General features: G+C 48.6%; 18 protein-coding genes. 2 read left to right on the top strand and 16 right to left on the bottom strand.

Going from position 1 to position 16,415, the window contains the following annotated elements:
- Nucleotides 1-17 precede the first annotated feature (17 nt).
- From HPT30_RS06605 to HPT30_RS06560, 10 genes are all read right to left on the bottom strand, one after another.
- Nucleotides 18-398 (bottom strand): hypothetical protein, encoded by a 381-nt coding sequence (locus HPT30_RS06605; RefSeq protein WP_175370638.1) that lies wholly within the window; start codon nucleotides 396-398, stop codon nucleotides 18-20.
- A gap of 14 nt (nucleotides 399-412) precedes the next feature.
- Entirely contained in the window at nucleotides 413-556 is a 144-nt protein-coding gene (locus tag HPT30_RS06600) for a hypothetical protein (protein WP_175370637.1), read from the bottom strand.
- Between the two features lie 6 nt (nucleotides 557-562).
- Complete coding sequence (locus HPT30_RS06595) at nucleotides 563-772, bottom strand: hypothetical protein (protein ID WP_175370636.1); 210 nt, start codon at nucleotides 770-772, stop codon at nucleotides 563-565.
- A gap of 58 nt (nucleotides 773-830) precedes the next feature.
- Nucleotides 831-1,700 (bottom strand): hypothetical protein, encoded by an 870-nt coding sequence (locus HPT30_RS06590; protein WP_175370635.1) that lies wholly within the window; start codon nucleotides 1,698-1,700, stop codon nucleotides 831-833.
- Between the two features lie 11 nt (nucleotides 1,701-1,711).
- Nucleotides 1,712-2,761 carry a hypothetical protein gene (locus HPT30_RS06585; RefSeq protein WP_175370634.1) on the bottom strand — a complete coding sequence of 350 codons (1,050 nt, stop codon included), beginning with the start codon at nucleotides 2,759-2,761 and terminating at the stop codon, nucleotides 1,712-1,714.
- A gap of 12 nt (nucleotides 2,762-2,773) precedes the next feature.
- Entirely contained in the window at nucleotides 2,774-4,210 is a 1,437-nt protein-coding gene (locus tag HPT30_RS06580; RefSeq protein WP_175370633.1) for a P-loop NTPase family protein, read from the bottom strand.
- Nucleotides 4,207-5,271, bottom strand: a complete 1,065-nt coding sequence (locus HPT30_RS06575) for a CpaE/TadZ family protein (protein WP_175370632.1) — start codon at nucleotides 5,269-5,271, stop codon at nucleotides 4,207-4,209. Before HPT30_RS06575 ends, HPT30_RS06580 begins: the two co-directional genes overlap by 4 nt.
- A 13-nt stretch (nucleotides 5,272-5,284) precedes the next feature.
- Nucleotides 5,285-6,049, bottom strand: coding sequence for a CpaB family protein (locus HPT30_RS06570; RefSeq protein WP_175370631.1), 765 nt, complete (start codon nucleotides 6,047-6,049; stop codon nucleotides 5,285-5,287).
- Nucleotides 6,050-6,289: 240 nt separating this feature from the next.
- On the bottom strand, nucleotides 6,290-7,189 hold the full coding sequence (gene purU / locus HPT30_RS06565; protein ID WP_175370630.1) for a formyltetrahydrofolate deformylase: 900 nt from the start codon (nucleotides 7,187-7,189) through the stop codon (nucleotides 6,290-6,292).
- A 49-nt stretch (nucleotides 7,190-7,238) separates the two neighbouring features.
- On the bottom strand, nucleotides 7,239-8,366 hold the full coding sequence (locus HPT30_RS06560; RefSeq protein ID WP_175370629.1) for a deoxyribonuclease IV: 1,128 nt from the start codon (nucleotides 8,364-8,366) through the stop codon (nucleotides 7,239-7,241).
- A 169-nt stretch (nucleotides 8,367-8,535) separates the two neighbouring features.
- Here HPT30_RS06560 and HPT30_RS06555 point away from each other — a divergent pair, with 169 nt between their 5' ends.
- Both HPT30_RS06555 and HPT30_RS06550 read left to right on the top strand, forming a co-directional pair.
- Nucleotides 8,536-9,000 (top strand): DUF2621 domain-containing protein, encoded by a 465-nt coding sequence (locus tag HPT30_RS06555; RefSeq protein WP_175370628.1) that lies wholly within the window; start codon nucleotides 8,536-8,538, stop codon nucleotides 8,998-9,000.
- Nucleotides 9,001-9,052: 52 nt separating this feature from the next.
- Nucleotides 9,053-9,955 carry a TIGR01777 family oxidoreductase gene (locus tag HPT30_RS06550; RefSeq protein WP_175370627.1) on the top strand — a complete coding sequence of 301 codons (903 nt, stop codon included), beginning with the start codon at nucleotides 9,053-9,055 and terminating at the stop codon, nucleotides 9,953-9,955.
- Between the two features lie 35 nt (nucleotides 9,956-9,990).
- Here the strand turns inward: HPT30_RS06550 and HPT30_RS06545 are convergent, their stop codons facing one another.
- The 6 genes from HPT30_RS06545 to HPT30_RS06520 all read right to left on the bottom strand — a co-directional run bounded on the left by HPT30_RS06545 (nucleotide 9,991) and on the right by HPT30_RS06520 (nucleotide 16,403).
- Nucleotides 9,991-11,640 (bottom strand): DUF6382 domain-containing protein, encoded by a 1,650-nt coding sequence (locus HPT30_RS06545; protein WP_175370626.1) that lies wholly within the window; start codon nucleotides 11,638-11,640, stop codon nucleotides 9,991-9,993.
- Between the two features lie 19 nt (nucleotides 11,641-11,659).
- Complete coding sequence (locus HPT30_RS06540; protein ID WP_175370625.1) at nucleotides 11,660-12,169, bottom strand: A24 family peptidase; 510 nt, start codon at nucleotides 12,167-12,169, stop codon at nucleotides 11,660-11,662.
- 3 nt (nucleotides 12,170-12,172) lie between these two features.
- Nucleotides 12,173-13,177, bottom strand: a complete 1,005-nt coding sequence (locus HPT30_RS06535; RefSeq protein WP_246316960.1) for a TadE/TadG family type IV pilus assembly protein — start codon at nucleotides 13,175-13,177, stop codon at nucleotides 12,173-12,175.
- 18 nt (nucleotides 13,178-13,195) lie between these two features.
- On the bottom strand, nucleotides 13,196-15,451 hold the full coding sequence (locus HPT30_RS06530) for a hypothetical protein (protein WP_175370624.1): 2,256 nt from the start codon (nucleotides 15,449-15,451) through the stop codon (nucleotides 13,196-13,198).
- A gap of 98 nt (nucleotides 15,452-15,549) precedes the next feature.
- On the bottom strand, nucleotides 15,550-16,218 hold the full coding sequence (locus tag HPT30_RS06525) for a TadE/TadG family type IV pilus assembly protein (RefSeq protein ID WP_175370623.1): 669 nt from the start codon (nucleotides 16,216-16,218) through the stop codon (nucleotides 15,550-15,552).
- Nucleotides 16,218-16,403: a Flp1 family type IVb pilin gene (locus HPT30_RS06520; RefSeq protein WP_066373036.1), complete on the bottom strand. Its 186-nt coding sequence runs from the start codon at nucleotides 16,401-16,403 to the stop codon at nucleotides 16,218-16,220. Before HPT30_RS06520 ends, HPT30_RS06525 begins: the two co-directional genes overlap by 1 nt.
- Nucleotides 16,404-16,415 lie beyond the last annotated feature (12 nt).

The following is a 16,415-nucleotide window of genomic DNA, read 5'->3' as shown; positions in this document are numbered from 1 at the left end:
TGTTAACCCATCCCTATCTAATCCAAATACTCACTCATGATGGATCCATGCCCGTAATAACGTGTCGGCTGCGACATCCCGGAGAATTTGTAAGGAAACAAATTCAGTCGCGGTGCTGTTACATAGACGTCAATCCGCTGCTTACGCGCTTGTACGCTTTCCGTACTGCTGGTGATTGAGATCGAAGCTTCGGGAAAGCCGACCGCCTTCAGATTGGATATCACCTCGCTTCTCATTGCAGAGGTAACCATTCCCTCAGTAGCCGCCTTTTGAGTCAGAAATGAGGTGTTCGCCTTCACCTGCAAATCGAGCAAATAATCAAGATAAGTGAATATCGGCTGCAAAATAATAAAGAGGACGAGCCACATGAACAATGCCCTGAGGACAGTCGCCTTCACGGATTCTGCCCCCTTTAGTATTGCTCTACTTGCTTTGTGTAAGTAATGATGTCATCCTGACTGTCGCCAATGATGCCAGTAGCTGCGGTAATAAATATCCCAGCGATGACAAAGCCAATGGCTAGAAAAAGCGCAACAGAAATAGAGTCCTTTTTCATATCTGGTTACACTTGGCTGTCTGTCAACAAATGAGTTGCAGCACTTTGAATCTGTCCTGACGGTTGTACATTCATTACTTTAGGAATGTCTGGTTTACTGTCACGCGCATTGTTAACAACATCACGGACGACAGGAACCAGGATGGCGATAACGATAGCAACGCACAAAAATCCGATAGCGATAAACATACCTGTAGAAATAGCATCTTTTTTCATTGTTAATATCTCCCTTTTAATTGTATATTTTTATCCGATTCTTGAATATGACAATTTTTCACTGGAACATCCCTACACCACCAAAATTCCCTTTTATTAGCATGATGTACTGCATCGCAAGACAAACAATCATCAAAAACGTGGCGATCGACGGAATAACGTTCACAATCGTAGAAATATCCCCGATAAAGGACCATTTTCGCAAATACTGATCACTGGAGATTTTCGAGATAATTTTCCCCTGTTCCCGTAAATAGTTGGCGGCTTCCACATCGTCGTCCATGCTCTCGGTAGCCAGTAAAATGGAGCGAATATCGTTAATAAAGCTGTGGTTCGCCGGAAACCTTCCGCAAAACCATTCTATAGCCGGTTCCACCCCTTCATCGACCGCGCGCTCTGACAACTCTTGCAGATCCTGACGGATATACTGAAAATGATCGGCAGAACCTCCGCAAAAAGCAGACAGCTGGACATACCCATGCTTGCGTAGCCTATTATTCTCATAGAGACGAATGAAGGAGATTAGCTCGCCATCCTTTTGCACCATCGTTCTCTGGTGATACCATGACAGCAGCCAGCCGAATGGAAGATAACGTACAGGGCTGGTAACCACAAGAATGAGGCCTGCAATCAGTGGATCATAGAGTGAGAATGGAGAGGCTCGAATGAAATCCCCGATTACCTGAAGTAGCAGATAGATAAGCGCAGCAGAGTAACGAAACAGGGTGATTTTCCGGGCTGATACAGGTAACCCGCTATGGTCCAGCAGCTGCTGTAGACGGTCGTTTTGCACACGCTCACCAATCTTATTCCACTTTAGGCCAAGTCTTAGAAGATAGCGTTCCTGTTTACTGCTACTGCTCACAAAAACTAACAACGCAACGTACGCAACTCCCAAAGTGGCAAGCAATAAAAATAATCTATCCATAGTTCATCACCTTAATGGTAGTCCAGTTTAGGTCTGGCAAGAACCGTGCTGATGACAAAGGAAACAAAGAGTCCCGTAATAATAATCATCAGAAAGGTCAGGCCGATCGGAGTCTCGAACTGTAGTCGCAGGTACACATCAGGCTTCAGCATGTAGATAAAGGTTCCCACAGAAGAAAACAGCACCACCAGATTACCGTACAGCCCCAGGCTGATTGCGTCCCGACTATTTGCTTTTACCGAGATAATGGTCTCCCGCTGCTGCTCCATCGAACGGTTCAGCATCATGAGCGAGTTTTTCAGATAACGTGTGCCTTCCTTCTCCGAATACAGCAAATCTGACACAAACTCAACGGCGAAGGTTGTTCCAATCGCGGAAGAGAAGCGTGCAGCCTCCTCATTCAACTCTCTTTCATTACTGTAATTGGAAAAGGCGGCGCCAAGCAGCTTGAGCGGGGTCTTCAGCACATTTTCTTCTGTGAGAAAATCAGCTGTTTTGTTCAAAATCGAATCTACTGATAGATGTGTGAATTTAGTCGATATTTTCACCACGTCCAGCAGATCATAACTCCCGCGTACCTTGCGCTGTGCATGGACATACCTTAGCCGAAAGTAAGGAATCAGCGCAGAAATAATGGCTGCAAATAACGGAAACCGCCAGGCCCCTTGAATGGGCAACCCGTGCTTAAATGTGACCCCCTCCATAAAAGGGTTAGCGAAGCTCAATCGACCGGGAAGCTCGCTTAGTGTCAATAGACCGGATAAGAAAACAGCCGTAAAGACAATGCCAGAACCAAATATAAAACGCATCACACTAATCCCGGGCTCGTACTTACGCTGGGCAAAATAAAGCAGATGATCCAGATGGCGATAGATCCACAAGCTCTTTCGGAACCTGCTGACCTTTTGCCCGAACATGCTGGCTTTACGGTGCAGCTTCTGATCCAATTTCTGCCCAAACTGCCGCAAATGCTGCTCCACGAGCGGTTTAATCATCAGCCATAATGCCCATACCACGAGAACATGCAGGGCAAACCGTAATAAATACTGCAAAAGATTCATAGATTCACCGCCTTACTTGTTAAGAACAATCTTCGATTTCAAGCTTTCCTTCAGGGGTTGCGCCATCGGTTTGAGACGAGCCCGATGTCCAAGCTCTTTGAGCAGTATTTTAGCGGCGGTGGCGTTTTTCTTGACCATCTTGGTCATCAGCGCTTCTGTCAGCTTATCGTTGTATGTCCACTCTCTCCGCTCCTCGTCCCAGCGCATCAGATCATTGGCAAAAACCGAATTACAGGCCTCATCGTAAAATACCTCCGAGATACGGGACAAACGCTTCTTCCCATTCGGAACGCTCTCTAGAATAAAGACCAGTTCACAGGCCTTCAGGGCAGAAATCAAGTGTCCCTCCAGACTTCCGCCAATGCGAGTCGATACAGCAAAAGCCCCCTGATACGGAATATCTTCTGAATCAACTGTGTGAAACGTACCGGTGATGCCGTCATAGCCCTTTTCGCCGCTCCAAAGGTAGAACTCCCATTCGTTGTAACGCATTTCAGTCATGTAGACGATATTCGGGTCATGCCGCAGCGATTCCACGCCTACCTCCATCAATTCCTCATTGGCCGCCTGGATTGGAATAATCCGATGACCCTTGATCTGATACGGCAGAGTCGATTCCGGATGCTTCTCAATCATGACTACTCCCATACAAGAGGATGAACCGAGCAATTGCTCACCGACAATGGTATTAGCAAACGTTGTTTTACCCGAACCGACAGCGCCTGCGATGATTGTGTTGCGGAATGTCCCTGCCAGCGCCCGAATCAACTCCACAGCCTCTGCCGGGATACATTCCGTGCCCGCCTGATCATCCAGATCAAGGAACTCCACAACCTGCCGTCTGAGCGAAATTGTCGTAAATCCCTCCCAGACCCGCGGGGACACCCAAATTGCCAACCGGATGAAACGTCCGGGCCAGAGTGGATCGTCCATTTTAAACTCCACCGAAGGGTGATCCTTGTTCAGCTTTTTGTTAGGATCGCTCTTCAGCAAAGATCGCTTCAGCTGTTCCACCCGGTCCAGAGAAGGCATCTCGTACGGATAAGGTACGAACTGTCCCTTGTGGTTATAAAAGATCTGTTTTCCAATCATCTGCAGTCCTGTAGACTCGCTGTATGCCCGGTCGGTAAACCAGCGGTAGGCTGGGCCAAAGCCCTTCCATTCGTGAAAAAGTGCCTCCGCAGCAGTCCGGTATGCCTCTGGCACCTGGCCTGTAAACGGTGTCTTGCGCAAATACTTCTCAATTTCATTCATAAAATAGCTGACTGCCTGAGGATCGCCAATCAGCGCCTTGGCATTGAGCTGGAAATAGTAATCATCCTCCCGCTCTAATCCCGCATTCATATCATTTTTCATTTTTTGCAGGAAAGCGTAGAAATCTTCTTTCCCGGGTTTACTGCTGCGCATCACACTTCTTTTCAGAGAAAATGGCTCCTGAACACTAATCATGAGAACAGTCCCTTCTTGCGTGTCTCGGGTGCCAATCCAAGGGCCACCAATAAGAAGCGCACCTTGTCATCGATCTGCTGAAGCTCTCTTTTGCCAAGTGGAAGATTATCCTGAAACGGCTGAACATATGGGAGTTCCAACATAATCTCGCTGCCGATCCGGTGCGCCAGGTTCTTCGGTGTCGTAATCTCTTCCAGATTGCTTCTGTTAATGATCAGTTGAAAATCCTGTGGTCCCAGATCCATATGCCCAGCCAACTCCAGCAAAGGTTCCAGCCTGTATTCGTGCTTGGGATGAGTGACAATCAGCCGCAGCGTACTTTGATGCATCCCCACATACCAGGCGGCACTTTCCGGAATAGAGCCAAAATCAGCAATCACGATATCGGCATTCTCCGCTGCCCGGGCCAAAAGATACTCGATTTCCTCTTCCTGATAATCCTGAGCACTCAAGTAATCGTAATTCCCCGGCAGATAGACATAACCATCCTGCTTGATCAATTGCTCGAAATCCTCGGCGTGCAGCATCTTGCCGGTAATTCTTGGACGCAGCCTGTCCAGGCTGATTGTTGTTTTCCGCTCAAACCCTGGATCATACAAATCAAGACCTAGTAAAATCACGCGTAAGCCTGCAGTAGCAAGTCTCCAGGCAAACAGCTTAGCCGCACTTGTGCAGCCGATTCCGGGCCCAGACCCGAAAAAACCAACTAAATTACCGCGCTTCTCCCCGTCCTCTTCCAGAAGAAAACGAATTTTCTCAATGATCGCTGAGGAGGTTGAACGAGGGGGAATAAAATGAACCCCCAGGCTCTCGCATAACATATGCACCGGCTGATAGCCGTGAACCCCCTTCTGCATATACACATAAAGAATCGTCGTTCCCGGGTACCTGTGGCGCAGCTCACGCAAAGTCTGTACCGGCACCTGCTCGCTGGTTGCGAGAAGCATGTGCCCCTCCGTATGGGGCGGATCAGGCAGCACATTTTGTGTCACGACGGTAAAGCCTGAATTTTTAATATCATTGACAGTCAGTTGATCCATTCCAAAGCTAAAAATCTTCAAGTACGTTCTCCCCCTACTCTACCCGGACAATCCACAGCTTCTTGCCCTGCTCCAAATATTGGCCTAAGCGCCTGCCATCACTTTTCTTCAGTTTCAGTTCAGGTGACGCGACTTTCCCCGTCGATGTGAACCGATTATTCGTGTTGCCATGCTCTGAATCGAGCACATCATTGTTGTCCTCCGAGCGCACATAGTTCACTGTGGCTCCGGCTAGGAACAACGATGCTCCAGAATCAGGTAACTCCGTAGTCTCCCTACCGTCACTTGAGTTTCCTGGCGCGTTGTCTATACCATTGGCAGCGTTGCGATCTCTGACTGCACTAGTATTGCGAGAATCACCCTCGACCAGATAGATATCTACCTTGTCCCGGCTGCGCAACGAACCATTGATGGCATAAATCCCCTCCTTCGGAATAGGGAATATTCCTTCATCAGCCGTAGGTTCCAGCTCGCTGACATCAATCAAGTAATCCGTGAGAATACTTCCATTGGTTAAATTGACATTTGTGATTTTATGTTCAACTTTCCGGATATCTGTAATGACACCGGCGGGAATGTCCTTAGTCTGAACCGCATCCAGATACAGATCATTAGCGGTCAACTCATAATTTTTTGGTAAAAAATTTCCGTCTGCCACCTTTACCTTCACTACCGTCTGTGCCAGCACGTAAGGCTTGAAATATAGATCATAGCCAAGTAGACCGCCGAATCCTGTAATCAGAATAAGAAATGCGAAGAAATAATTTCGTTTTAGCAAATGCCTCCGCTGTAAAGACAAGCCTTCTGCCTCCTTCAAAATACTAATTTTGACCACGACAAAATGCACTTTGGCATGGATATCCAAAATGCTGGTAAAATGCTTTTTTACCTGTAGGGAATTTAGAAAGTTATAAGATTATCTAAGAGGAATTTCACTAGAGGATTCTGCGGAATGAGCATTCCGGCTGATGAAGAATCCGGTGAACGCCGGGGTTGCAAGAGTTGCACCCTCGCCGCGTCCACCGAAAAGTTAATTGTACTAGTTAAACACGACAGTCTTGTTGTTGTGCACAAGAATACGGTCTTCAATATGCCATTTAACGGCACGGGCCAGAACTACACGTTCGATCGTACGGCCAATTCGCTTCAGTTCATTCACATCGTCGCTGTGACTGACGCGCTGAACGTCCTGCTCAATAATCGGGCCTCCATCAAGCTCTTCAGTTACATAGTGAGCTGTAGCTCCGATAATTTTCACCCCGCGCTGATAAGCCTGTGCGTAAGGCTTGCCACCGACGAAGGCGGGCAGGAACGAATGGTGGATATTGATGATCTTGTGACGGAAATGCTCGATAAATGAAGGCGAAATGATCTGCATATAACGGGCCAGGATGATAACATCAATGTCGCCTCCGATGACTTCAAGCTGACGCTGCTCCGCTGCTGCCTTGGTCTCGGCAGTAACCGGAATATGATGGAATGGAATGCCGAAGGATTCCACATAAGACTGCATATCCGTGTGATTGCTGACCACGAGGGCAATTTCAGCATCCAGATCACCAGCCTGCCACTGCCAGAGCAACTCAACCAAACAGTGATCTTCTTTGGAAACAAAGATAGCCAGCCGTTTCTTGTGACTCACCTGGAAGATTTGCCAGTCCATTTTGAACTTTTCAGCTACTGTACTGAACTGTGTACGAAGTTCTTCCAGCCGCTCCCCTAGCTTCGGAAGATCAAATTCTACTCTCATGAAGAACATGCCGCCATCCGGGTCCATTGTATATTGATCGGACTGAACAATGTTGGCGCCGTGCTGGTGTAGAAAATGTGATACTGCCGCCACAATCCCAGGACCATCCGGACAGGAAATAAGCATCCGCGCACGGTTCGGATATTGATGACTGCTTGAAGAATGATCTCTTTTTACATGTAATTCCATGTTCTGTGTTCCACCCTCTCGTCTACTTGCGCATGTCTAAAGTTGTTGCTTAAGCGTTAACCAGAATTTGTTTGCCGGCAAGCCACGCGATCAAGCGTTGATTGATTCCTTCCTCACTGAGCGCAGGGAACAATCCGGCAGTCGTCACATGATCATACAAACGTTCCAGCGGTTCACGCGGGTCAGCCTTCTTGGCCTTGGCATCGTTCTTAAGCAGATTCCAGATATCGAGCACATACTGACGGGAGTCAATCTCCAGCTTGGCAAAGAAGCTATGCAGCTCCTCAACCTCTTGCAGGAACTCCGGTCCGAAACGCTCTGATACGTTGCCACGCAGCAGGGCAATCTCCACCTCATACATCGGCCGTTGTGTCTTGGCATCTTTGCCGATCCATGGTGTCTCCAGGATAAACGGAAGACCGGACAGCGCTTCATGATGTACCACCTTGTTGATGGTGTCGAAGCCAATAAAGCCCGAACCAATCGGTGTGTGACGGTCTTTGCGCGCGCCGCTAGGATTCTTACTGTCGTTGATATGAATAACGCCTAGGCGGTTCAAACCAACGATCTGATCGAACTGCTGCAGCACCCCATCCAGATCGCTAACGATATCATAACCGGCATCATGAATGTGGCACGTATCGAGACAGACAGTCAACCGTTCGTTGTGAACGACCTTGTCAATGATCGACGCAATCTCCTCGAAGCTGCGCCCGATCTCTGTACCCTTACCGGCCATGGTCTCCAGCGCAATATGAACTTCCGTCTCATTGGTACCGCTAAGCACCTCATTAAGACCGTCTGCAATCCGCTGAATACCATATTCCGGGTCCTTGTCTGTATAAGCACCCGGATGCAGTACAATATTCTTGACGTCGAATGCATGTGTACGGCGAATTTCCTCCTGTAAAAAATCTACAGCCAACTGATACGTATTGTCCTTATACGAGGCCAAATTGATAATGTATGGAGCATGGACAACAATCTCCTCTACCCCATTGGCCTTCATAGCCAATTTTCCTTCCTCAGGGTACATCGCTTCAATCGGCTTGCGGCGCGTATTCTGCGGCGCTCCAGTATATATCATGAACGAGCTAGAACCGTACTCGTTGGCTTCCTTAGCAGCAGTCAGGAGACCCTTGTCCGAGCTGGACACATGTGAACCTATTTTCAGCATGCCTTTTTCCCTCTTTCCATCACGAATTAAACTATATTCTACCGTGAACGGGGGAATAAATCTAGGCAATACCCGCTGGCATTCCGACTTCGCAAAACTTGGTAAATACGCTATACTTTAGACCATAGACAAATTTGTGATAATAATCATTGTTAAAGGTGGTTAGGACATGTTTATCAAATCAGGGCTTGGAACGTTATCGGTAGCACCGAGCAATTGGTTTATGAACTCCATCGCTTTCTGGACCTTTCTTCTACTTGGCTCCATGTGTATCGGCGGCTACTTTATGTTTCGCAAATTTTTGAAAGTGCTTCCCAAAGCCGACGGGAAGTCCAAACTTGATTGGCAGAACTATTGGGTAGAACGCAGCCGGCCACTATGGGGCAACGAATCTAAGGCCTTTCTGGATCAACTCGTTCAGCCGGTGCCCGGACCCTTTCGGGATATCGCCAAACACTCCATTGCTGCCGAGATCGGCAAGATAGCTGTGGAGAGCAATGCCTCTGAAGTTACACGTGATCATTGCATCAAGGGATATATCGTTGCTACCCCCCGGCGGGATAACCGTTTTCTCGTCAATTTTCTTGAAAAGAACGGAATCGATTACTCTCCCTATAAACATTTGTTCAAGTAGCCATCTACAGAATTCCCGTGCTATCCCGGACGGCCAAATGGAGGAATGCAGTATGAAGTACGTAATATGCGGCGGCACAGGCTTTATCGGAAGCAAGCTTAAGGATTACTGGCTTCAGGACGGTCATGAAGTATTGATCGTAGGCCGTAAGCTGCCTGAAGTGAAGTCATCTCACGCTAAGCTAAGTTATCATACCTGGGACGATCTTGCAGCCAACCCCCTCCCTGCTGAGAACAGCGACGCTCTCATCAATCTTGCCGGCTCCTCGCTGAGTCAGCGCTGGACCCCTAAAGGAAAGCAATCCATTATGCAGTCCCGTCTGGTCACCGTAGCTGCGGCAGCCGAGCTGCTAAAAGTGCTGAAGCATCGGCCATCTGTAATCGTTCAAGCCTCAGCCGTAGCCATCTACGGTACGTCCTTGAAGGATACTTTCGATGAGTCTTCTCCCGCCCATGTGATGGATTTCCCTTCAGAAGTCGTAAAGGCTTGGGAGGATGCTGCAGATGCAGCCTACCCTAATATCAGAACGGTCAAGCTCCGCACAGGAGTTGTACTCGGTAACGGAAGTGGTGCTTTTCCTATGATGAAACTCCCTTACCTTCTAGGCGTTGGCGGCAAAATCGGAAGCGGCAAACAGTGGCTGTCCTGGATTCATCATGATGACATCATCAAGTTAATCGACTTCTGTGTCCATACACCGGATATTTCCGGTCCAGTCAACGCTACAGCCCCACATCCGGTCACCAATGATCAATTCGGCCGAACCATTGGCAAGGTGTATAGACGGCCACACTGGTTGCCACTCCCGGCATTCCTCTTGAAGACAGCGGTAGGCGAACTTTCGGAAATTCTGCTGGAAGGCCAGCGGGTGCTCCCTTCTAAAGCGCTAGCGCACGGATTCAGCTTCATTCATCCTACACTTGAATCTGCATTGCAAGACCTCAAAACCCGATAGAAGCACCGCAAATCAAGCAATCTTGAATTCAGGGACTAAGCTGTGTGAAAGATATAATTGCCTTTGACAATAGTAAATACAGTTCCTTCCATCAGCGGATACTCTTTATATGGAATCATAGCTTCCCCCTGTAGCAATGTTCCGTTCCTGGAGTCAAGATCCTTAATGACATATCCGGTTGGACTTTTGAGTATTTCAGCATGAACTCGCGAGGTGCCCTCGGACTTTTCTACATACTGGGCTACCTCTTCCGAACGTCCAATAATAAAGCTTGCTCGATCCAATTCGATCCGTTCTGTCGGACCGCTATTATTGTGATCACATCGTTCCAAATACGGGGCAGCACGTCTGTGCTTATCCATCGCCGCATTCTTCTCAGGTGCATTGTCCGGTGATAGCAGAACGGTGGCCGAGGACGGTAACGAGCCTGAAGCAGGGAACTCATTAGCAGAACCCTTCTGGTTGAGCCCTGATTGGCTGTTGTCCATCACTTGCCTGATTCTCAACGGTTCTACCTTTGACACCGGTGGCGATAAACCAGCGTTCATAGATTCCTTTGCAAAGTTCCTTCCAGAAATCCTTCCAAAATCCCTGTCTGGTTCCTTGAAGCTCATCCCCCGTACAATCTCTTCTGCGTCCGGCTCATCCTCGTCTTCTTTCTTACCTAATTTGAGCTTTCCAGTCCACACCAGCCAGCATATAATCGCAAGAAACAACGTTAAGATTCCGCAAACTGCCAACCATAGTGTTGTAGGATCACTCATATAAAGAAATTTCCATAACAATGCATCACCTAGTAAACATCCAAGCACGATATATGTTCTGTATGGTGAGGAGGCCTGCTGTGTTTCCTCTTCTTCCGTAAACCCTGAGCTTGTAGCTTCCTGGCTCCGCTGAAAAGCGGTATAACCACCCGTCCATGGAGCCGAAATAGGTTCTGCCGTCGCCCTCATGGAATCTTGCAGGCCTGCTTTCTTATCAGGCCCCCGTATTGATGATGGTGACCTTAACGGCTCGTCAGATAGCCTGGAAGGCTCAGGGTCCTCAAGTCTCCGAAAAGACAGGATATTGCTCTCCCTATCGATTGTCGGATACGCCTTAACCACCTCCCCCTCAGTCAGAAGCTCAGCCAGCAGTTTTTTTAGACGGGCAGGTGAGAAGTCCTCTTCTCCGCAGCATTGCAATAATCGCTGTACACCATCGCCCTCAAGCTCCTTCACTGAAGCCATCAGCGTCATAATTAGGGATCTACAGCCTTGACCGGTTGAGATTACCTTCTCTGGACTTAGCAAAGGAACGTAGGTCAGATAGACTTTTCCGGACTGCAGCGAGCCTTCGACAAAAATATAATCCTCATGCAGCGCATACTGTTCAGCATTCAGCATATAAAGCCTGCCCTCTTCTATTGCTTGGGCCACCTGAAGCAGTAGGCCGAACAAGGTCGCCATACTCAGTTTCTCGCCTTTCAGTAGATGACTGAGCATTTTTTTGCGGGATAATCCATATTCCAGAGTAACTTTGAGGTCGATCTCCTTGAGCTGTAGCCGCAGGTGATGCGGGATATCAGAATTCATAAGCATCCGGACCTGTACCATATTGAGTCGTTCTGCACGCAGCCCTTCGGAAACACCCAGCATCATGCTGATGCCATCCTTTTGCATGAAATCACGGGTCAAACCAAACAACAATGATCACCTCCCAGCCTCAATAATATAAATAAGTACATACAACAGCGGGTAACACGGCCAGCATAAAAGGAAATTTCAGCAGATACCCGCCGCCTGACTTTGCTATACCCAGATTGCGCAGCACTACAACCCCCGCCACTGTTCCAAAAACTTTTCGCAACCGCATCCACGCTTCATCGCGCCGCAAGGCGATAATCCAGCCGATGACTGCTCCGAACAAGATCGAATACATAATCACCTGCGCTGTGAAAATAAAACCAGTCCAGGCCCCGATGCCGGCAAACAGCTTAACGTCCCCGGCTCCAACAGCCCCCATAAGATGCAGAAGCAACATTACTGCAAATCCCGCAGCAGCTCCGATGACTGAAAATAAAAGACCGTGCCAGCCATTCATGAGCGACTGAGCCAACAGGCCTCCAAGCCATGCAGACACTGTGATCCGGTTGGGTATCCGCATCGACCGTATATCTGTAACGAGTGCAGCCACCAGAAACGGCAGGCAGCCCCAAAAAGCCCAATCGGTCATTCCCTAGCCCCCTTTTTTACCATCCACAACTGTAAAATTAACCTCTATGGACTGCCCGTCATCTGTCTGAATAACAAGTGTCCAGGTACCTGGCGTTGTGTTAACTCCAATTTTCCATTCCCACTCGATATATCCGTCCTTATCAGCTTGCTTCCAACCCAAGTACTTTGCTTTGCTCAAGCCGCTCTTATAAATGACCGTCAAGTTTGCAGAAGCACCCGGTGGGATTTTCGCTCGAACCTTACCCTGCTTGTTCACAACACCGGGATCAGGCTTCTCCAGGATGATAATTAAATGCTCTTCTTTATCGCCCTCTCCCCCATCTCCATTACGTCCCTCGCCGGTATCACCGATCCACAGCCGCTCTACGGCACTGGCCTCCAGCACAATGTTTTGATTCAGAAAAGGAATCTTCATCGGCAGGTCATAACTTACCTCCACCCCAAAATAAGGCCGGGTCCCCTTCTTTAGATCGGGAATAATAACATTGGACACATGAATTCGTTCATACTCTAACATGTCACTGGCGAGATATGGCTTTATTAAAGGCTTTATGGCCAGGTCCAGTACACTCTGTGAGGCTTCCGACTGGAGCTTCTGCAATGGCCCTTCTCCCTTTTCTGCCGCGGCCAGGGCCCATTCATTCAGCGGAGGCGGCAGACCGTTCGCATAATCCTCACCCCATTCCATGAGCGAGAGACGAGGAATTCCCCAGGGTGAGCCTGTATCTTCTGGTTTGCCTCCCGAATTGCCTCCTTCAGGGTTTGTTTCACTTTCGCTGCCTTCGTCCCACTTTTGAGCAGCCAGAGCTGCGGGATAGATATGGGTGGATATGACCTTTACGGTGTCAGAGGCGGTGCTTTGTAAGGCGGTAGAGTATAGGCTCATCTGAATGATGAAGATCAGGAACAGAACGAATGACAAAAAAATAGGGAGAACCATTGCCGCTTCAACTACCATGCTACCCTCGTTCCTATCACTACTTCTCCTTTTGAGCCATCGTCTCATTCACTTCACTCCCTTCGCCTAGTAAGCTGAATCAGCCTGTATCTTCCTGTAATAGACCTTTCCTTCCACATCCCCCGCAAGCACTCCGCTGTAATTCAACAGCCGAACCATCCCCGGTAAAAACCACAGCCGCAGGCCAAACCGAATATTGGCGGAAGCATAAGTATTTCTCTCAGCAGGATTGATGCCTGTATTGAGCCGAATTACAGCCAGCATACGTGATAACTGTGATTCGCCGCTGCCATGCATCATCAGGAACAGCCGCAGGTAATCACGATAAGTTAATTGAGCCGGTATAAACTCTGATAATGGAATCGAACCGTCCTTGCACAGCCTCAGCATGTCTTGAACTGCCTGCTCAATACCGTACAATAGCGCGGCCGCAAGAACGGCCAGTGGATTGCCAATACCCGCCTTTTTGACAAACCCCTCCATCGTGCGAATGGCCAGCCGCATGGCAAATATCTCACCATAAGCGGCAGCAATGTTACCTGCAGGATTATGGAATCCGTACAGAATATACTCCAGTTCCTGGGCATGCGGGTCCATCTGTGCAGCAAGACGATCAACATCCGAGCCTCCCATACCGCTAGCCATAGAGGACAAAGCCGAGACATCAAAATGCGGAAAATAAAGTGCCGTATACTCAGTCTGAAAAAGCCTGTCTCTTGTACCTGTAAGGGCATTAGTCATAACATCGTATACCCCGTCCATATTCGTCATTGCAGAGCTTCCAGCAGTGTATGGATCGGATGAGGTTTGCCCCTCTTTTCCGGCTTCGTCCAGTCCTTTGTTCAGAGAAAGAATCTCTTCATAGTACTTCTGCAACGTTTCATACCGCTGCATTGCCTCTCCTGCCCGATCACTCAGCTCTCGGATTTTATCTATTATCTTCATAGCATCACCCAGCTTGACCTTGGCCTCTTTCTCCCACTGCTTCCGCTGTTTATCCGAACTCCGGTGTTCTTCAAGCGCAGCAAGCTCAGCCTCAATAAGGCTACCGCTAGCTCCATAGCTACCCAGATAGTCCCCAACAGATCCCGCAGCCGCTAAAACCGCCTCAATCATTCTTGAACCATTACTATATAATCCGGAAAATTCAGCAAGGACACCTGGTAATGCAGCAGTTAATGGTTCCAGACTTTCAAAGCCTCTCTTTTGAGCAGCAAGATGCTCCTCTATACCTGTAAAATCAGCTTGATCAAGAATCAGAGAATCCTCTTGCTCACGAAGCTTGTCCAGCGGATCGGAGTCTATTTCATCACTGCTGCTACCTGGAATATCCCAATCCCTGGCCCGGTCACGCTTACCGGAACCATTGCTTCTGGACTGCTCCAGCACCACCTTCATTTCATCATTCAGCTCCCTTGCCCGTAGCAAAGCACTTTGGGCCTGGTCAATGAAGACATTGTGCTGTTCACGGAAAGCATTCATGACTTGCGGAATTCGCTGAATAACTTGAGCCGATTCCTGCGAATACCGTGATAAAGGATATGTATATCTCGCAGGCTCCCGGCTGTCACGGTTCATATCCCACGTATACTTGTAAACAAAATCATCATATTGGGCTGCTATATCTGCTGCCGTAGATACCTCACCAAGCGTACTTTGCTGGAGGCTGTCTCCCGGCGGATTCATGATAAGCTGAAGCATCGCTCGGCCACTTTCTGCAGCCTGCTTCCGTCGTTCCATCATCAGATCCAGTGCTTCCTCGCGCTCATCGTATAGCGGCTGCAATGCACGGAGTACCTTGGTCACCTGCGAGGCCTCCGCCATCGCCCCGGATAAGGGCTTGAACTTGCCGCCCAATTCCAGGGCAAAATCGATCGGCGCCTTGTATTTCATTTCTTCAATAATCTGACGACGGAAAATATCATACTCCCCTAACGGCCTACTCCATGCCACAGTAGAGCTCTCAACACCCATCTGAATAAGATTAAAGGCGTCAGACCGACCGCTTTCATGCAGATTATCATTGAGTACGCTGGATAACAGCATGTTTCCATCCGTTCCGCCTGAAGCGAACAAGCCATATTTCTCCCTCAGCTCTACATCGTAAGCCGATAGCACGGAACGTATTCCGGCTCGGGCAAGACGTTCCCCCTGGGTAGTGGCCGCAGCGATTCGCGCATAATCTATCAGAACCGCATTGAACAGGAAGACAAAGGCCAACACCATAATCAAAAAGATGGATACCGAACCGTCTATTCGAAAAAACCACCCTCCTTTCCTGCGCCTCAAACCTCGATTAGAGCCGTTATACGCTCTCTTCATCCATGTCTTCCTTTCTTCATACCTGCTATTCTCCGGTCCAGATTCAGCCCCGTTCCCAGCCCATTCTCGTCACAGAACCTCAATATAATTGCTCAGCCTCACTTTTTGCCAAGCTTCATCATCATTGCAGAGGCATCCTGCTTGTTCATAGGCTGCTCAGTCTTCCCACCGCCTTGACGGCCTTTGAACTTGGCGCCGTAATAACGCATCAGATCTACAGTTCGAATAAACTCAGCCGGTTCAGATACGACAGATGTGGCCTGTATACTGGGACTGGCACCGTCCGATAACACATCGTCCAATACAGGCAAGTGGAGCAGACGCTTTAGATTCAGGCTCACTTTACGCCTAGTAAAGCCATATTTATAACCCATCTCCCCTGGCATATTGGCTGGGATCATGCGAGAAGCATTAGTCAACTTAAGGGCAGGCAGCGGGGCTGCATTTTCGCTTCCCCCCGGAAGCTCAATCTGTGTTCCGCCACTTCCCCCCTCACTACCAAATAATGATGACAGCAAACTGTCCTCCCCGATGCGCCAGTACAAAGAGTCATATTCACCGGCAGCAACCGCTCCAGTTTTCTCTTTATGGCTATTGTCCCAATTAAACGCCGCTCGTTCCGTAGAAGCCGAGGCCACCTGCAGCAGCATTGTCTTCTGATAGCTGTACAGGCCGAAAAACAGAAGCAGCATTGTAATGAACATAATAATGGGCAGCAGGAGGGAAGCCTCTATGGTGAAGCTGCCGCGTTCATCCCTGAGTAACATTAATCGAATACTTCCTGACTCTTCTTGCCGGCTGTACTGATCAGCGACTTCACAACCTCAACGATTTCTTTTCTAAACACCAGTACCACAGCAATCAATACCGCAATAATCAGAATCATCTCCAAGGTGCCAAGTCCTCCCTCGTCCTTCCAGAAGCTTTTCATTTTCCCCATAATTAACGACATCTTTTTTCCTCC

The organism is Paenibacillus agri (assembly GCF_013359945.1).
Lineage (GTDB): Bacteria > Bacillota > Bacilli > Paenibacillales > Paenibacillaceae > Paenibacillus_AQ > Paenibacillus_AQ agri.
This window is presented reverse-complemented; position numbering and strand designations above follow the sequence as displayed.